The 17,250-nt window shown below is 65.1% G+C and carries 15 protein-coding genes; 10 read left to right on the plus strand and 5 right to left on the minus strand.

Annotation, left to right across the window (positions count from 1 at the left end; translation table 11 throughout):
• The first annotated feature begins 222 nt into the window (after positions 1–222).
• The gene (locus tag LCM4576_RS32160; protein WP_071036351.1) at positions 223–1,716 is read left to right on the plus strand and encodes a PLP-dependent aminotransferase family protein; all 1,494 of its coding nucleotides are present in this window, start codon (positions 223–225) and stop codon (positions 1,714–1,716) included.
• 221 nt (positions 1,717–1,937) lie between these two features.
• Positions 1,938–3,527: a trimethylamine methyltransferase family protein gene (locus tag LCM4576_RS32165; protein WP_071036352.1), complete on the plus strand. Its 1,590-nt coding sequence runs from the start codon at positions 1,938–1,940 to the stop codon at positions 3,525–3,527.
• On the opposite strand, the gene LCM4576_RS32170 is transcribed toward LCM4576_RS32165, so the two are convergent.
• A complete protein-coding gene (locus LCM4576_RS32170) occupies positions 3,528–3,926 on the minus strand; it encodes a hypothetical protein (protein ID WP_116398060.1) in 399 nt (132 codons plus the stop codon). It abuts the gene before it with no gap.
• A gap of 130 nt (positions 3,927–4,056) precedes the next feature.
• Positions 4,057–5,862 carry an IlvD/Edd family dehydratase gene (locus LCM4576_RS32175; protein WP_071036353.1) on the minus strand — a complete coding sequence of 602 codons (1,806 nt, stop codon included), beginning with the start codon at positions 5,860–5,862 and terminating at the stop codon, positions 4,057–4,059.
• A gap of 151 nt (positions 5,863–6,013) precedes the next feature.
• Between LCM4576_RS32175 and LCM4576_RS32180 the strand changes: the two genes are divergently transcribed.
• Entirely contained in the window at positions 6,014–6,463 is a 450-nt protein-coding gene (locus tag LCM4576_RS32180; RefSeq protein ID WP_040986070.1) for a carbon monoxide dehydrogenase subunit G, read from the plus strand.
• Between the two features lie 7 nt (positions 6,464–6,470).
• Here LCM4576_RS32180 and LCM4576_RS32185 read toward each other — a convergent pair whose 3' ends face one another.
• Complete coding sequence (locus tag LCM4576_RS32185) at positions 6,471–7,646, minus strand: Mrp/NBP35 family ATP-binding protein (RefSeq protein WP_071036354.1); 1,176 nt, start codon at positions 7,644–7,646, stop codon at positions 6,471–6,473.
• 205 nt (positions 7,647–7,851) lie between these two features.
• On the opposite strand from LCM4576_RS32185, the gene LCM4576_RS32190 reads away from it, so the two are divergent.
• Positions 7,852–8,229: a VOC family protein gene (locus LCM4576_RS32190; RefSeq protein ID WP_071036750.1), complete on the plus strand. Its 378-nt coding sequence runs from the start codon at positions 7,852–7,854 to the stop codon at positions 8,227–8,229.
• A gap of 25 nt (positions 8,230–8,254) precedes the next feature.
• Here LCM4576_RS32190 and LCM4576_RS32195 read toward each other — a convergent pair whose 3' ends face one another.
• Positions 8,255–9,259, minus strand: a complete 1,005-nt coding sequence (locus tag LCM4576_RS32195; protein WP_071036355.1) for an inorganic phosphate transporter — start codon at positions 9,257–9,259, stop codon at positions 8,255–8,257.
• Between the two features lie 3 nt (positions 9,260–9,262).
• Positions 9,263–9,904: a DUF47 domain-containing protein gene (locus LCM4576_RS32200; protein WP_041001445.1), complete on the minus strand. Its 642-nt coding sequence runs from the start codon at positions 9,902–9,904 to the stop codon at positions 9,263–9,265.
• A 159-nt stretch (positions 9,905–10,063) separates the two neighbouring features.
• On the opposite strand from LCM4576_RS32200, the gene LCM4576_RS32205 reads away from it, so the two are divergent.
• From LCM4576_RS32205 to LCM4576_RS32230, 6 genes are all read left to right on the plus strand, one after another.
• Positions 10,064–10,963 carry a LysR family transcriptional regulator gene (locus tag LCM4576_RS32205; protein WP_040986075.1) on the plus strand — a complete coding sequence of 300 codons (900 nt, stop codon included), beginning with the start codon at positions 10,064–10,066 and terminating at the stop codon, positions 10,961–10,963.
• Positions 10,964–11,156: 193 nt separating this feature from the next.
• On the plus strand, positions 11,157–11,636 hold the full coding sequence (locus tag LCM4576_RS32210) for a formate dehydrogenase subunit gamma (RefSeq protein WP_071036356.1): 480 nt from the start codon (positions 11,157–11,159) through the stop codon (positions 11,634–11,636).
• On the plus strand, positions 11,633–13,189 hold the full coding sequence (locus tag LCM4576_RS32215) for an NADH-quinone oxidoreductase subunit NuoF (protein ID WP_071036357.1): 1,557 nt from the start codon (positions 11,633–11,635) through the stop codon (positions 13,187–13,189). The genes LCM4576_RS32210 and LCM4576_RS32215 overlap by 4 nt, the downstream gene beginning before the upstream one ends.
• Before the next feature lie 10 nt (positions 13,190–13,199).
• Positions 13,200–16,112: a formate dehydrogenase subunit alpha gene (gene fdhF, locus LCM4576_RS32220; protein WP_071036358.1), complete on the plus strand. Its 2,913-nt coding sequence runs from the start codon at positions 13,200–13,202 to the stop codon at positions 16,110–16,112.
• A 2-nt stretch (positions 16,113–16,114) separates the two neighbouring features.
• Entirely contained in the window at positions 16,115–16,945 is an 831-nt protein-coding gene (gene fdhD, locus LCM4576_RS32225; RefSeq protein ID WP_071036359.1) for a formate dehydrogenase accessory sulfurtransferase FdhD, read from the plus strand.
• Entirely contained in the window at positions 16,935–17,249 is a 315-nt protein-coding gene (locus LCM4576_RS32230) for a formate dehydrogenase subunit delta (protein WP_040986080.1), read from the plus strand. Before fdhD ends, LCM4576_RS32230 begins: the two co-directional genes overlap by 11 nt.
• Position 17,250: the final 1 nt, after the last annotated feature.

Consider the following 17,250-nt stretch of genomic DNA (forward strand, 5'->3'; position numbering starts at 1 on the left):
GAGCGTCGCGCTTGGGCGCCGCGACGATGCTTCGCATCGCGCTTACATCGCGGGCGACGACGCTGCGCGTCGCGGGCGACGATGCTTCGCATCGCGCCCTGATAGATCACTGGCATAAATCCCAGCGATCAGAAAAATTGATTGGCGCAACCCCTTATGCCACCCATACACTCCACTGGTCCAGCCAAGTGAAAACAGCTGGCCATCCGAGGAAGATTTCCCATRCCACAGCGCAATGACACGGCCATATGGTCCGGTCTGTTCSGGATTTCGGCTGAATCCGGCCAAACCCTCCAGGCGCAAATCCGCCAAGCGATCGTCGCGGCCATTCTCGACCGACAGATCRCCGCCTCGATGCCGCTGCCGTCGTGCCGAATTCTCGCGGAAAAACTTGGGGTTGCCCGCGGCACAGTGGTGCTCGCCTTCCAGCAACTGGTCGACCAGGGTTTCCTGGTGGCGCGCGAGCGGCGCGGCCATTTCGTCAACCCTGACGTGCTGGCCACCCCCGCCAAGCCGCACCAGAAGGCGCCGGACCAGCAGAATGAGATCGACTGGAAGGCGCGCCGGCAGATCGCCGCAAGCGACATGCCGCCGCCGGCCAAGCACGACAACTGGATCAAGTCCTCCTATCCGTTCGTCTACGGCYAGTTCGATCCGGCGCTGTTTCCGACCGCCGAATGGCGCGAGTGYAACCGCATGGCACTGGCGGTGCTGGAGATCCGCAACTGGGCGTCCGACATGGTGGATCGCGACGATCYGCTGCTGATCGAGCAGATCCAGGCCAGGCTCCTGCCGCGGCGCGGCATCTTCGCCAATCCGGACGAGATCATCGTGACGCTGGGCGCGCAGAACGCGCTCTACATGCTCGCTTCGCTGTTGATGACCAAGGGCTCGAAAGTGGCGATGGAGGACCCCGGCTATCCCGACGCCCGCTCGATCTTCCGGCTGGCCGGCGCCGATATCCAGCCGGTTCCGGTCGATCAGTCGGGCATCGTGACTTCGTCGATCCCGAGCGATTCCGGCTTCGTCTTCGTCACGCCCAGCCACCACTGCCCGACCATGGTGCCCTTGTCGGCGGAGCGGCGGCAGGACCTTCTGGCGCGCGCCAACCGCAACAACCAGATCATCATCGAGGACGGCTATGACAGCCAGTTGCTCGACGAGGCGCCGCAGCAGGCGCTGAAGAGCCTCGACCGCTCTGGCCGCGTCATCTATGTCGGCTCGATGTCGAAGACGCTCGCTCCGGGCCTGAGGCTTGGCTACATCGTGGCCTCGGCGGGACTGATCGCCGAGCTTCGCGCGCTGCGCCGCTTCATGCTGAGGCACCCGCCGGCGAACAACCAGCGCGCGGTGGCGCTGTTCCTGTCGCTCGGCCACCACGAGGCGCTGGTGCGCAGGCTCTCCACCGCCTTCGACGAGCGGCGCAAGCGTCTGGTCCATGCGATTTCCGCTTTCCTGCCAGAATGGCGCTCGACCGACTCGGCGGGCGGCACCTCGCTCTGGCTGGAAGGGCCGCGCGGCACCGATTCCCGTGGCCTGGCGGAAGCGGCCGCTTCGCGCAGCGTCATCATCGAACCCGGCGACCGGTTCTTCGATCGCAGCGAAAAGCCCTCTCGTTTCATGCGCTTGGGCATCTCCTCGATCTCGCTGCAGCATATCGAGCCGGGCATCCGCGAACTCGCCACCGCCGCCGGCCGCAGGCCCGCTGCCGCCTGATCGCCACTGATTTCCCGAAAAGAGCCGGCGCCGCGCCGGCTCTTTTTGTTTTGGCACACACCCCGTTGCTTTAGAAGCCTGGCATATTCGACGGGATTGCTTGGCCCATAGGCTGTACCAATGCCGGCGGCATAGTCGGGGCCAGAAGGGGACGAGGCAGACGATGGTGGACCAACCGCCGCGTGCCGCCTCGCAGTTTAGACAAAAGGTGGAGTGCTTCCATGTCAGTGGCTCTCGAGAAGCAGGAATCGTCGTCGGACCAGCGTTCGCGGYGATCCGGCGGGCGCGAAGCGCGCCGCGCGATGCGGGCGGCGCCCTTGGCAGACGATATCCGTCCGGTGCGGCCGGGGCTTGAAGGCGGCAGCTATGGCCCATTGAGCCAGAACGACCAGGAGCGCATCCACGAAGCGGTGCTGACCCTCCTGGAGACGGTCGGCTTCGCCAATGCCATTCCGTCCTGCATCGAGGCGCTGACCCGGGTCGGCGGCACCTATGGCGACGATGGCCGCATCCGGCTGCCGCGCGCGCTGGTGCTGGACACGATCAAAAAAGCGGCGCGCAACTTCACCCTCTACGGCCAGRATCCGAAGCACGACATGACGATCCAGGGCAAGCGCGTGCATTTCGGCACGGCGGGCGCCGCGGTGCATCTGGTCGATGTCGAGAAGCGCGAGTATCGCGAGTCGCTGCTGCAGGATCTCTACGATGCCGCTCRCATCGTCGATGGGCTGGACAACATCCATTTCTTCCAGCGCACCATGGTGCCGCGCGACATCCCCGATCCGCTCGATATGGATTTCAACACGCTCTATGCCTGCGTGATAGGAACGTCCAAGCATGTCGGCACCTCGTTCACCGTGCGCGAGAACGTCAAGCCGGCGCTGGAAATGCTCTATGCGATCGCCGGCGGCGAGGAGAATTTCCGCGCGCGGCCATTCGTGTCGAATTCGAACTGCTTCGTGGTGCCGCCGATGAAGTTCGCCGAGGATGCCTGCGGCGTGCTGGAGGCCTGCGTCGAAGGCGGCATTCCGATCCTGCTTTTGTCGGCCGGCCAGGCGGGCGCCACGGCACCCGCAGCGATCGCCGGCGCCGTCGTGCAGGCGGTGGCGGAGGTGCTGATGGGACTGGTCTATGTCAATGCCATCAAGCCCGGACATCCGGCGATCTTCGGCACCTGGCCGTTCGTCTCCGACCTCAGGACCGGCGCCATGTCCGGCGGCTCGGCCGAGCAGGCGGTGCTGACCGCGGCCTGCGCGCAGATGGCGCAATATTACGACCTGCCCGGCGGCTCGGCGGCCGGCATGTCGGACTCCAAGTTGCCCGACATCCAGGCGGGCTACGAGAAGGGCATCACCAATGTCATGGCGGGCTTGTCCGGCCTCAACCTGGTCTATGAATCGGCGGGCATGCATGCCTCGCTGCTCGGCTTCTGCCTCGAAAGCCTGATCATCGACAACGACATGCTGGGCCACTGCCTGCGCTGCGTGCGCGGCATCGAGGTGACCGACGACGCGCTGTCGATCGACACCATCGCCGATGTTTGCCTCAAGGGTCCCGGACACTATCTCGGCAACGACCAGACGTTGAAGCTGATGCAGACCGAGTATTTCTATCCCGCCGTCGGCGACCGGTTCTCGCCCAAGGAATGGAACGAAAAGGGCCGGCCCGATATCCTGTCGCGAGCGATCGCGGAGAAGAAGCGCGTGCTTGCCGAGCGTTTCCCGCGCCACGTCTCGCGTGTTCTCGACGACAAATTGCGCGCCCGCTTCGGCGAGATGATCAAGCTGCCGCGCAGCAAGATGGGCGGCTGATTACTCCACACTCAGCCCGTAGCGCTCGACGACCTCGGCGTTGATCAGCTTGGCATGCAGCGTCATCAGCACGATCTGCGCGTCGAAACTGTCGCCGGCCTCCAGCGCCGCCTCGATGCGGCGCTCGACCGCCAAGGTCGGCTCGCGACCATTGGCCTGCTCGAACACCTGCGGYCCGGCGACGCAATAGCCGCAGAGCTGCGCCACGGAATGATAGGCTTGTGCCGGCGGCTCATCGGGCCAGCGGTCGTTCATCAGATTGACGATGGTCAGCTTGACGCCTTCCGGCACCAGGGCTGGATGCAGATCGGCCGCGCGCAGCGCCTCGTCGAGCTGGCGCAGATCGCTGGAGCGGCCGAACATGCCGAGGAAGCCCAGGGAAGAACGCCGTTTCGCCAAAATAGTCTCTACCCTTCGCAGCCTGCCGGGATCGACCTTATCTGTGCGTTGAACGTAGCCGAAACAAGGGCACGAAAAAGGGCGGCCTGCCATCGGCAAGCCGCCCTCATGATTTAGCCAGCTAACACGATCAGTGATTGTCGCGCGGCACGCCGCTGGTATGGGCGACGTCCTGGTACTTCACCGCCGGCTTCAGCACCATGCCGGCCGAGAACTGGTCGACCATGCCGCGCTGGATCTCCTGCCAGGGCGTCTGGTGCTTTGGATAATGGTAGCCGCCATTGCCTTGCAGCGCGGCGCGCCGCTTGGCGATCTCCTCGTCGCTGACGAGGATGTTGGCCGTGCCCTTCTTCAAATCGATGCGGACGCGGTCGCCGGTCTTGAGCAGCGCCAGGCCGCCGCCGATCGCGGCTTCCGGCGAGGCATTGAGGATCGACGGCGAGCCGGACGTGCCGGACTGGCGGCCGTCGCCGATGCAGGCCAGCGAATGGATGCCCTTCTTGATGAGGTAGGCCGGCGGCTGCATGTTGACCACCTCGGCGCCGCCCGGATAGCCGACCGGGCCGGCGCCGCGCATGAACAGGATGGTGTGCTCGTCGATGCCCTGCGCCGGATCGTCGATGCGGGCGTGGTAATCCTCCGGTCCGTCGAAGACGATGGCATTTCCCTCGAAGGCTTCCGGATCGTTCGGGTTGGAGAGGTAGCGCTCGCGGAATTCCGGCGAGATGCCGCTGGTCTTCATGATCGCGGAATCGAACAGATTGCCCTTGAGGTTGATGAAGCCGGCATTGGCCTTGAGCGGCTTGTCGGCGCTGCGGATGACGTCGTGGTTCTCGTTGACGGCGTCCTTGCAATTGTCGCCCATCGTCTTACCGTTGGCGGTGACTGCGCCCGGATGCGGCAGGAGCCCGGCCTTCATCAATTCGGCGACGACCGCCGGCACGCCGCCGGCGTGGTGGTAGTCCTCGCCGAGATACTCGCCTGTCGGCTGCAGGTTGACGAGGAGCGGAATGTTGAGGCCGATCTTCTGCCAGTCGTCATTGTCGAGCGGCACGCCGAGGTGGCGGGCAATCGCGTTCAAGTGGATCGGCGCATTGGTTGAACCGCCGATGGCAGAGTTGACGACGATGGCGTTCTCGAAGGCCTGGCGCGTCATGATGTCGGACGGCTTCAGGTCCTCGTGCACCATGTCGACGATGCGCTTGCCGGTCTCGTAGGCGATCTGGCCGCGCTCGCGATAGGGCGCTGGAATGGCGGCCGAACCGGGGAGCTGCATGCCGAGCGCCTCGGCCAGCGAATTCATCGTGGTGGCGGTGCCCATGGTGTTGCAGTAGCCGGTCGACGGCGCCGAGGAGGCGACAATGTCCATGAACTCGTCATAGTTGATCTCGCCGGCCGAGAGCCRTTGCCGGGATTCCCAGACGATGGTGCCGGAGCCTGTGCGCTTGCCCTTGTGCCAGCCGTTGAGCATCGGGCCGACCGACAGCGCGATTGCCGGAATGTTGACGGTGGCCGCCGCCATCAAGAGCGCGGGCGTGGTCTTGTCGCAGCCGATGGTGAGYACGACGCCGTCGAGCGGATAGCCGTAGAGCACCTCGACGAGGCTGAGATAGGCCAGGTTGCGGTCGAGCGCGGCTGTCGGGCGCTTGCCGGTCTCCTGGATCGGATGGCACGGGAACTCGAAGGGGATGCCGCCCATCGAGACGATGCCTTCGCGCACGCGCTTGGCGAGCTCGAGGTGATGCCGGTTACAGGGCGAGAGGTCGGAACCGGTCTGCGCGATGCCGATCAGTGGCTTGCCCGACATCAGTTCGGCGCGCGTCAGGCCGTAGTTGAGGTAGCGCTCGAGATAGAGCGCTGTCATGCCGGGATTGTCTGGATTGTCGAACCACTCCTGCGAGCGAAATTTCTTCTTCTTGGTGGGGGCGCCTGCCATGGTGGTCTCCGTATTTGTATGACAAATCGATATGACAACGCGCGAGCGCAAGCAAGAGGCAGGCGCCGCCCGAACCCGGACTTTGGTGCGATAGACTTGTTTCGGCCCACGCGCTACGACCAATCRGCATCAGCAAATCGGGGAGGTCTTGATGGCTTTGGTGATCGAAGGCGAGGAGCGGATCGCCGCACCCGTCGAGAAAGTGTGGGAAGCCCTCAACGACCCGGAGATCCTGAAGGAAGCCATTCCCGGTTGCCAGAGCCTGGAGATGAATTCGGCCACCGAGATGGCGGCGACCGTGGTGCTCAAGATCGGACCGATCAAGGCGACCTTCAACGGCGAAGTGACGCTGAAGAACCTCAAGCCGCCGCATTCCTACACCATCCAGGGCGAAGGCAAGGGCGGCATTGCCGGCTTCGCCAAAGGCGGCGCCGACGTGACGCTGACCGCCGACGGGCCGGACTCGACGGTGCTTAAATATGCCGCCAAGGCCGAGGTCGGCGGCAAGATCGCGCAGCTCGGCAGCCGTCTGATCGAATCGACGTCGAAGAAGCTCGCCGGGCAGTTCTTCTCGACGTTTGGCGAGAAGGTCGGCGCCTGACCGAAGGCTATTCGAACACGATGCTCGGCACGGCGGCTTCGGCCACACCGCGCTCTTGCTGGACCCGCTCCCAGACCTTCGCGGCGATGTCGCGGTAGATTTTCGCCTCCGCGCCCTCGGGCTTGGAGGCGACGACCGGCGCGCCGGCGTCCGAGCTTTCGCGGATACCCATTTCCAGCGGCACCTCGCCGAGGAAGGTGACGCCGAGGCGCTCAGCCTCGCGGCGCGCGCCGCCATGGCCGAAAATATCGTAGCGCTTGCCGGTGTCGGGGGCGAGGAAATAGCTCATATTCTCGACGATGCCGAGCAGCGGCACGTCGACTTTCTTGAACATGTTGAGGCCCTTGCGCGCATCGATCAGCGCCAGGTCCTGCGGCGTCGAGACGATGACGGCGCCGGCGAGCGGCACCTGCTGGGCCATGGTGAGCTGAGCGTCGCCGGTGCCGGGCGGCATGTCGACCACCAGCACGTCGAGCGGGCCCCATTCGACCTCGCGCAGCATCTGCGTCAGCGCCGACATCACCATCGGGCCGCGCCAGATCATCGGCGTCTCCTCGTCGACGAGGAAGCCCATCGACATCACCTTGAGGCCGTAATTCTGCATCGGCTTCAGCACCTTGCCGTCGACGGTTTGCGGCCGGCCGTGGATGTTGAGCAGCCGCGGCATGGACGGGCCGTAGATGTCGGCATCGAGCACGCCGACCTTCAGCCCGTTGGCGGCGAGCCCGAGCGCCAGGTTGACGGCCGTGGTCGACTTGCCGACGCCGCCCTTGCCGGAAGCGACGGCGATGATGGCGTCGATGCCGGGCACGCCGCGCTTGCCATGGCTCTGCGAGGCGGGAGCGTGCGGCGCGGGACGCTGCGGCGCCGGCTGCGGGGCGGCGGGCCGCGGAGCAGCCGGGCGCGCCGGAACCGGCGCCTCCATGCCGCCGCCCTTTTTCTCCGCCGTCAGCGCGACAATGGCGGAGGCGACTCCGGGGATGGACTTGACCGCGCGCTCGGCGGCGGCGCGCAACGGCTCCAGCTCCTGGGCGCGCGCAGCGGGAACGGTGATCGAAAAGAACACTTTGGCATCGGCGATGAAAATCTCGGAAACCATGCCGAGATCGACGATGTTGCCGGTGAAGTCCGGTCCGTTCACCGTCTTCAGGCGCTCGACGACGGATTCCTTGGTAACGGTCATGATATTTCCTCGGGGCTTTGGCGTTCCAGATAGTGCAGTTTGCCGGCGGAACCAAGCCGTGGCGCAATGGCCCGCCGAGCGTGYCCCGGAAAGCGACGGCTCACGTCGGATTTGCATCGGGATCGAGCTTCGAGCCTGGCCATGGCCAAACGACCCAWCCGCGCTATCTCCACCGCCACCACGACTATCTGTGAAGGAGACCGTCATGCTGCAGAACAGCAATGCGACAGCCAATCTCGCGGTGAAGGACCTGGAGAAAGCCAAGGCGTTCTACGACGGAACGCTCGGCCTCAAACAAGTCGACGACATGGGCGGCGAGCTGGTCGTGTATAAGAGCGGCGACACGTTCATCAACGTCTACCATTCGCAATTCGCCGGCACCAACAAGGCGACGGCTGTGACGTGGGCGGTAGGCGACGGGATCGAGCCGATCGTCAAGTCGCTGAGATCGAAGGGCGTCAGTTTCGAGCACTACGAAATGCCTGGACTGACTCTGGAGGGCGACATCCATGTCGGTCAAGGCATGAAGGTCGCCTGGTTCAAGGATCCGGACGGCAATATCCTGAACCTGGTGGGCGAATAGTGACGCGGCGGCGACCCGGGCCGCGTCATGCGGCCAGTCGCGTCGCGAGATAGGTCAACGCCGAAATCGCCGCCGTCGCCGGCAAGGTGATCACCCAGGCGACGACGATGTTGCCGGCGATACCCCAGCGCACGGCCGAGACGCGGCGGGCGGCGCCCACGCCGATGATGGCGCCGGTGATGGTGTGCGTGGTCGAGACCGGGACACCAAGCCATGTGGCGGCGAACAGCGTGATGGCGCCGCCGGTCTCGGCGCAAAAACCCTGCATGGGGTTCAGCCGCGTGATCTTCGAGCCCATGGTGTGGACGATGCGCCAGCCGCCGAACAGCGTACCCAGCGCCAGCGCCGACTGGCAGGTGAGGACCACCCATAGCGGCACATAGAAAGCGGGGCCGAGCGCGCCTTGCGAATAGAGCAGCACGGCTATGATGCCCATGGTCTTCTGCGCGTCGTTGCCGCCATGCCCCAGAGAATAGAGCGAGGCGGAAAAGAACTGCAGCACGCGAAAGGTGTTGTCGACGGCAAACGGCGTCTGGCGCACGAACAGCCAGGAGACGATGGCCACAAGGACGAGCGCCAGCACGAATCCGGTCGCCGGCGAAAGCACGATGGCCGCGACCGTCTTGCCGAGCCCGGACCAGACGATGGCGCCGGTTCCGGCCTTGGCGACGCCCGCGCCGACCAGTCCGCCGATCAGCGCGTGCKAGCTGCTCGACGGAATGCCGGCGACCCAGGTGACGATGTTCCAGACGATGGCCCCGACAAGTGCCGAGAAGATTACCGCCGGCGTGACGATGCTGGCGTCGACGATGCCCTTTCCCACCGTCTCAGCGACATGCAGGCCGAAGAACAGGAAGGCGATGAAATTGAAGAATGCCGCCCAGAACACCGCGTAATGCGGCCTGAGCACCCGGGTGGAGACGATGGTCGCGATCGAGTTGGCGGCATCGTGCAGGCCGTTGAGGAAATCGAAGAACAACGCCACGGCGACGAGGCCGACCAGCAGGGGGAACGCGATCGTTGCTTCCATCGCCTAAACGTTCTCGATGACGATGCCGCTGATCTCATTGGCGACATCCTCGAACCGGTCGACCACTTTCTCCAGCTGGCCATAAATCTCCGAGCCGATCAGATATGCCATGGCGTCGCCGCGGCCGTGACGCTTGAACAGGTCTTTCAGGCCCTGCTCGTGCAGGTCGTCGGCGCGGCCCTCGACGCGCATCACCTCCTCGGCGATGGCGTTGAGACGCGCGGCGTTCGCGCCCACCTTGCCCAACAGCGGGATCGCCTCCGCGACCAACCGGGCAGCCTGGACGATGACGCCGCCCATTTCTCGCATCAGTGGATCGAACTCCCTGACCTCGAACAATTTCACCGTCTTGACGGTTTTGTGCATCATGTCGATGGCGTCATCCATCGATTGGATCAGGTCCTTGATGTCGCCGCGATCGAATGGCGTGATGAAGGAGCGCCTGACGGCAAGCAGGACCTCGGCGGTGATGCCGTCAGCCTCGTTTTCGAGATCGATGATCTTCTGGCACCAGCGGTCGATGTCGTTGCCGCTGAGCAGCTGCTCGAGGGCCTCGGCGCCGCCGACCACGGTGCGYGAATGCCGCTCGAACAGATCGAAGAAGCGATCCTCGCGCGGCAAGAGCTTGCGAAACCAACCMAGCACGTCGTCCTCCTCAATCCGCCCTACCCCCACATAGCGCCATGCGCGGCGCGGGAAAACAGATAGCCGGCTCAAAAATGTGGACGAGATCCGATTGCGCGTATGTCTTGCGAAGCGATGCGATTTCCCCGACCTTGGGGCGAACGCCGCGGACCGGATGGCATGATCGACAAGCTGGAATTCTTTATCGCCTTGGCCAAGGAGGAGCATTTCGGCCGGGCCGCGGAGGTGTGCGGCGTCACCCAGCCGACCTTGTCGGCCGGCATCAAGCAGCTCGAGGAGCAGCTCGGCGTCATGCTGGTGCTGCGCGGTTCGCGCTTCCAGGGCCTGACGCCGGAAGGCAAGCAGGTGCTGGGCTGGGCGCGTCGCATCGTCGGCGATACAAGGACCATGCGCGAGGAGATGCGGGCGGCGCGCCACGGCCTGTCCGGGCGCATCCGCATCGCCGCGATACCGACGGCGCTGGCCATGGTGGCGCGGCTGACCACGCCGTTCCGCGAAAAGCACCCGGGCGTCACCTTCTCGGTGCTGTCGCGCACCTCGATCGAGGTGCTGTCGCTGCTCGGCAATTTCGATGTCGACGCCGGCATCACCTATCTCGACAACGAGCCGCTCGGACGCGTCACCAGCGTGCCGCTCTATGACGAGCGCTATCAGCTGATCACGGCGGTCGGGAACCCCTATTTTGACCGCGACAAAGTGACGTGGGCCGAGATCAGCCATCTGCCGCTCTGTCTTCTTACGCCGGACATGCAGAACCGCCGCATCATCGACCAGCATCTGGCGGAAGCCGGCGTGCAGGTGCGGCCGACGCTGGAATCCAATTCGATGATCGTGCTGTTCTCGCATATCCGTACCGGCAAATGGTCGTCAATCATGCCGCTCAACCTTGCGGAAACATTCGGCTTTTCCGAGCCCATCCGGGCGATCCCCATCGTCGAGCCGGATGCCAGCCACACGGTCGGGCTGGTGGCGGCGCCACGCGAGCCGCACACGCCGCTGGTGCAGGCGCTTCTGGACGAGGCGATGGCGCTGGCGGACGATTTCCGCGCCCATCGCTAGGCTAGACAATGCGAGCCGCCGCATTTTGATAGAAAATTTCTATCAAGCGACGGGAGCGCTTTATTGATTTCAGGGGTTTCCTCTGATTTCGTAAGGACTTAGCGATATTGCGCCCTATGCATGTCGTTGCCCCGAAAACGCTCTATATCCAGGGGTGACATACATTGGCCGCCACGACCAGGGAGGGCGCTGCGTGACCATGCAGGCCGCAAGTACCGAGATCGCGTCGCGCACGGCGGCGATCGTTGACGAGATGAAGGGCCTCGAAGGCCCGCTGCTGCCGATCCTGCACAGCATACAGGAAGAGTTCGGGCACGTTCCGAAGGACGCTCTGCCGGTGATCGCCGATGGGCTGAACCTTTCCCGGGCCGAGGTGCACGGCGTGGTCAGCTTCTACCACGATTTCCGCGCCAAGCCTGCCGGACGGCACGTGCTGAAGCTCTGCCAGGCGGAAGCCTGCCAGTCGATGGGCTCGGACGCCGTCGCGGCCAAGGTCAAGCAGTTGCTCGGCATCGATTTCCACGAGACCGCCCGCGACGGATCGGTTACACTGGAGCCGGTCTATTGCCTCGGGCTTTGCGCCTGCTCGCCGTCGGCGATGCTCGACGGCGAAGTCATCGGCCGGCTCGATGACGAGAAGATCGAAGAGATCGTCGCGGAGGTGCGTTCATGATCCCGCGCATCTATATCCCCTGCGATTCCGGCGCCATCGCGCTCGGCGCCGATAAGGTCGCCAGGGCGATCGAAGCCGAGCTCAAGGAACGCGGCGTCGAGGCCAAGATCGTGCGCAACGGCTCGCGCGGCGCCTATTTCCTGGAGCCGATGGTCGAGGTGGCCACCGAGACGGGCCGCGTCGCCTATGGCCCGGTCAAGCCGTCCGACGTCAAAAGCCTGTTCGACAGCGGCTTCCTCAAGGGCGGCCACCACAAGCGCTGGCTGGGCGCGCCCGACAAGATCCCCTTCTTCGCCAAGCAGACGCGCCTGACCTTCGCACGCTGCGGCATCAACGACCCGCTGTCGCTCGACGCCTACAAGTCGCTGGGCGGTTTGCGCGGCCTRCAGAACGCCGTCGCCATGGCGCCGGCCGAAATCGTCAAGCAGGTGACCGAGTCGGGCCTGCGCGGTCGCGGCGGCGCCGGCTTCCCGACCGGCATCAAGTGGAAGACGGTGCTGGATACGGCGGGCGCGCAGAAATACATCGTCTGCAACGCCGACGAGGGCGACAGCGCCACTTTCGCCGACCGCATGATCATGGAAGGCGATCCCTTCGTGCTGATCGAAGGCATGGCGATCGCCGGCATCGCCACCGGTGCGACCAAGGGTTTCGTCTATATCCGCTCGGAATATCCGCATGCGGTGGCGACGATGAACAGGGCCGTCGCGATCGCGCGCCAGGYGGGCGTGCTCGGCGTCAATGTGCTGGGTTCGCCCAACGCCTTCGACATGGAAATCCGCGTCGGCGCCGGCGCCTATGTCTGCGGCGAGGAAACCTCGCTCTTGAACAGCCTCGAAGGCAAGCGCGGCGTCGTGCGCGCCAAGYCGCCGCTGCCGGCCATCCAAGGGTTGTTCGGCAAGCCGACGGTGATCAACAATGTAATCAGCCTGGCCTCGGTGCCGATCATCATGGACAAGGGCGCGGCCTACTACAAGGATTTCGGCATGGGCCGCTCTCGCGGCACGATCCCGATCCAGATCGCGGGCAATGTCAAAAATGGCGGCCTGTTCGAGACGGCCTTCGGCCTGACGCTCGGCGAGATCGTCGACGAGATCGGCGGCGGCACGGCTTCGGGCCGTCCGGTGAAGGCGGTGCAGGTCGGAGGACCGCTCGGCGCCTATTTCCCGCGCGCTTTGTTCGACACGCCCTTCGATTACGAGGAATTCGCCAAGCGCGACGGACTGATCGGCCATGCCGGCATCACCGTATTCGACGAGACGGCCGACATGCTGAAGCAGGCGCGCTTCGCCATGGAGTTCTGCGCCATCGAAAGCTGCGGCAAGTGCACGCCCTGCCGGATCGGCTCGACGCGCGGCGTGGAGGTCCTGGACAAGGTCGCCGCGGGCATCGAGGCGGAGAAGAACCTCGCCCTGGTCACTGACCTCTGCAACACGATGAAGTTCGGATCGCTCTGCGCGCTGGGCGGCTTCACGCCCTATCCGGTGATGAGTTCGATCACGCACTTCCCCGAGGATTTCAAGCCCGCGCCGGCGCGCGTGGCGGCTGAATAGGAGCTGGCAGATGAACATCAAGGCCGACTTCCCGACACTCATCGAAGAGATCGACTACGGAACACCGGAGTCGAAGGCGACGARGCAGGTCACGCTCACCGTCGACGGGCAGAGCATCACGGTGCCTGAGGGCACGTCGATCATGCGCGCGGCGATGGAAGGCGGGATCGAGATCCCGAAGCTCTGCGCCACCGACATGCTGGACTCCTTCGGCTCCTGCCGCGTCTGCCTGGTCGAGATCGAAGGGCGCGGCGGCACGCCGGCCTCCTGCACGACGCCCGTTGCGGAGGGCATCGTGGTGYGCACGCAGTCRGACCGGCTCGATGCCATCCGCCGCGGCGTCATGGAGCTCTACGTCTCCGACCATCCGACCGGCTGGAACGAGAAGGCCGGCACCGGCGCCAGCGAGTTCGACRCGGTGGCGAAGTCGGTCGGTCTTACCGAGAACCGCTACGGCGTCGAGGGCCGCAACCACGTCAAGCAGGAGAATGGCGTCGYGCCCGGCCACGGCTCCTTGGCCGTCGACTATATCGCCCGCGACGAATCCAACCCCTATTTCACCTACGACCCGGCACAGTGCATCGTCTGCTCGCGCTGCGTGCGCGCTTGCGAAGAGGTGCAGGGCACCTTCGCGCTGACCATCGAGGGCCGCGGCTTCGAATCGCGCATGGTCGCCGGGATGCATGAGGATTTCATCGCTTCCGAATGTGTCTCCTGCGGCGCCTGCSTGCAGGCCTGCCCGACCGACGCGCTGCGCGAGAAGACGGTGCTCGAAAAGGGCATGCCGGAGCGCTCGGCCGTCACCACCTGCGCCTATTGCGGCGTCGGCTGCTCGTTCAAGGCCGAGGTGAAGGATGACGAGGTCATCCGCATGATGCCCTACAAGGACGGCCAGGCAAACCACGGCCATTCCTGCGTCAAGGGCCGTTTCGCCTATGGCTACGCCACCCACAAGGACCGCATCCTGTCGCCGATGATCCGCGAGAAGATCACCGATCCGTGGCGCGAAGTGTCGTGGGAAGAGGCGATCGCGCACACGGCGAAGGAATTCCGCCGCATCCAGTATCAGTATGGACGCACCGCGATCGGCGGCATCACCTCCTCGCGCTGCACGAACGAGGAGACCTATCTCGTTCAGAAGCTGGTGCGGCAGGGCTTCCGCAACAACAATGTCGACACCTGCGCCCGCGTCTGCCACTCGCCGACCGGTTACGGGCTCGGCCAGACCTACGGTACTTCGGCCGGCACGCAGGATTTCGACTCCGTCGAAYACACCGATGTCGCCGTTATCATCGGCGCCAATCCGGCTTCCGCACATCCGGTGTTCGCCTCGCGGCTGAAGAAGCGGCTGCGCCAGGGCGCCAAGCTGATCGTGCTCGATCCGCGGCGCACCGAGATGGTCAAGTCGGCGCATGTCGAGGCGGACTACCACCTTCCGCTGAAGCCCGGCACCAATGTGGCGGTGCTGACGGCGCTGGCGCATGTCATCGTCACCGAGGGGCTCTACAATGAAGCCTTCATCCGTGAGCGCTGCGACTGGGCCGAGTTCCAGGACTGGGCATCCTTCGTCGCGCTGCCGGAAAACAGCCCCGAGGTTGTCGGCAAGCTGTCCGGCGTCGACCCGGAAGCCATCCGGGGTGCCGCGCGGCTCTACGCCAAGGGCGGCAACGGCGCGATCTATTACGGCCTCGGCGTCACCGAGCACAGCCAGGGATCGACCACGGTGATGGCGATCRCCAATCTCGCGATGGCCACTGGCAACATCGGCCGTCCGGGCGTCGGCGTGAACCCGCTGCGCGGCCAGAACAATGTGCAGGGCTCCTGCGACATGGGCTCGTTCCCGCATGAGCTGCCGGGCTACCGCCACATCTCGGGCGACGCGGTGCGCGACATCTATGAGAGCCTGTGGGGCGTGAAGCTGGACGAAGAGCCCGGCCTGCGCATTCCCAACATGCTGGACGCCGCCGTCGACGGCTCGTTCAAGGGCATCTACATCCAGGGCGAGGACATCCTGCAGTCCGATCCGGACACCAAGCATGTCGCTGGCGGCCTCGCCGCGATGGAATGCGTGGTCGTGCACGACCTCTTCCTCAACGAGACGGCGAACTACGCTCATGTCTTCCTGCCGGGCTCGACCTTCCTCGAGAAGGACGGCACCTTCACCAATGCCGAGCGCCGCATCAACATGGTGCGCAAGGTACTGGAGCCGAAGGCGCGCTACGCCGACTGGGAAGCGACGCAAGAGCTTGCCCGGGCCATCGGGCTCGACTGGAACTACACGCATCCGTCGCAGATCATGGACGAAATCGCCAAGACGACGCCGAGCTTTGCCGGCGTCTCGTTCGAGCTGCTCGATCGCGTCGGCTCGGTGCAGTGGCCCTGCAATGAGAAGGCGCCGCTCGGCACGCCGATCATGCATGTCGACGGCTTCGTGCGCGGCAAGGGCAAGTTCATCCGCACCGAATATGTGGCGACGGACGAGCGGACCGGCCCGCGCTATCCGCTGCTGCTCACCACAGGACGTATCCTGTCCCAGTACAATGTCGGCGCGCAGACAAGGCGCACCGGAAACATTGCCTGGCATRCCGAGGACCGGCTGGAGATCCATCCGCATGACGCCGAGGTCCGCGGCGTCCGCGACGGCGACTGGGTGCGGCTGGCGAGCCGCTCCGGCGAAACGACGCTGCGCGCGCTGATCACCGACCGCGTCTCACCCGGCGTCGTCTACACGACGTTCCACCATCCGGACACGCAGGCCAACGTGATCACCACCGACTTCTCGGACTGGGCGACCAACTGTCCGGAATACAAGGTCACCGCCGTGCAGGTGGCGCCGTCCAACGGCCCGACCGACTGGCAGAAGGACTATAACGAACAGGCCAGGCAGAGCCGTCGGATCGCCCCGCTGGCGGCGGCGGAGTAGTCTTGGCCGCGCGCCGCAAAGCGACGACGCAAATATCGCGGCTGGCGCATCGCGCCGGCGGCACCGTTGCCGCGGCCCGCATGGTGCCGGAAGAGACGCCGGTGGCGTTCTCCTTTGCCGGCACCACYCATGCGGTGATGATGGCAAGYCCGGCGGATTTCGAGGATTTCGCGCTCGGCTTCTCGCTGACCGAAGGCATCATCGCCGACCCGGCGGAGATCGAGGCGATCGAGGTCGAGGAGCTCGGAGCCGGCATCGATATCCAGATCCGGCTGAAGGACCAGGCCAACACGCGCTTCCAGGCGCGGCGGCGGCGACTGGCCGGGCCCGTCGGCTGCGGCTTGTGCGGCATCGAATCCATCGAGGAGGCGATGCGCTCGGTCGACGTGGTCGGCGCGTCGAAACTTACGCTTGAGGCCGAAGACGTCATCCGTTCGGTCAAGCTCCTGTCGAAGCAGCAGCCGCTGCACATCGAGACCGGCGCGGTGCACGCCGCCGGCTTCTACGTCCCAGGCAAAGGCATCGTGATGGCGCGTGAGGATGTCGGCCGCCACAATGCGCTCGACAAGCTTGCCGGCGCGCTGRCCAAGGCCGGCATCGATGGCGCCAGCGGCGCCGTCGTGGTGACCTCGCGCGTCTCGGTCGAGATGGTGCAGAAGACAGCGGCCATTGGTGCTTCGATCRTCATGGCGGTCTCGGCGCCGACCGCGCTCGCCATCCGCACGGCAGAGGCCGCCGGCATGACGCTGGTGGCACTGGTGCGCGGGGACGATTTCGATATTTTCACCCACCCCGAACGGGTGGTTTCCGGAGTTGCCAAGCATGTCGCATGACGAAGACCACATCGCCAGCACCAAGGAAAAGCTGGTGCGTATGGCCAACCAGATCGCCACCTTTTTCCACTCGAAGCCGCGCGAGGAAGGCATCGCCGGCGTTGCCGAGCACATCAACAAGTTCTGGGAGCCCAGGATGCGGCGTCAGTTCTTCGAGCTGCTCGACGGCGACGCGGAGGATTTCGACGAGCTGGTGCTTGCCGCCTCGCCCAAGATCAAGCGGCCGCAGACGCCGCAGCAGGCCGATGCGGACCTGGGTTACGTCAGACCTGCCGAGGCCGCAGGCGCCACGCCCCGGAAATAGG

It is taken from the genome of Mesorhizobium sp. LCM 4576, from assembly GCF_001854815.1.
In the GTDB taxonomy this organism is placed as follows: Bacteria; Pseudomonadota; Alphaproteobacteria; order Rhizobiales; family Rhizobiaceae; genus Mesorhizobium; species Mesorhizobium plurifarium.

Coding starts and splice junctions, on each gene's coding strand:
- LCM4576_RS32180 (WP_040986070.1), top strand. CDS start 6,014: ATGGCTTTGGTGATCGAAGGCGAGGAGCGGATCGCCGCACCCGTCGAG.
- LCM4576_RS32185 (WP_071036354.1), bottom strand. CDS start 7,646: ATGACCGTTACCAAGGAATCCGTCGTCGAGCGCCTGAAGACGGTGAAC.
- LCM4576_RS32190 (WP_071036750.1), top strand. CDS start 7,852: ATGCTGCAGAACAGCAATGCGACAGCCAATCTCGCGGTGAAGGACCTG.
- LCM4576_RS32205 (WP_040986075.1), top strand. CDS start 10,064: ATGATCGACAAGCTGGAATTCTTTATCGCCTTGGCCAAGGAGGAGCAT.
- LCM4576_RS32230 (WP_040986080.1), top strand. CDS start 16,935: ATGTCGCATGACGAAGACCACATCGCCAGCACCAAGGAAAAGCTGGTG.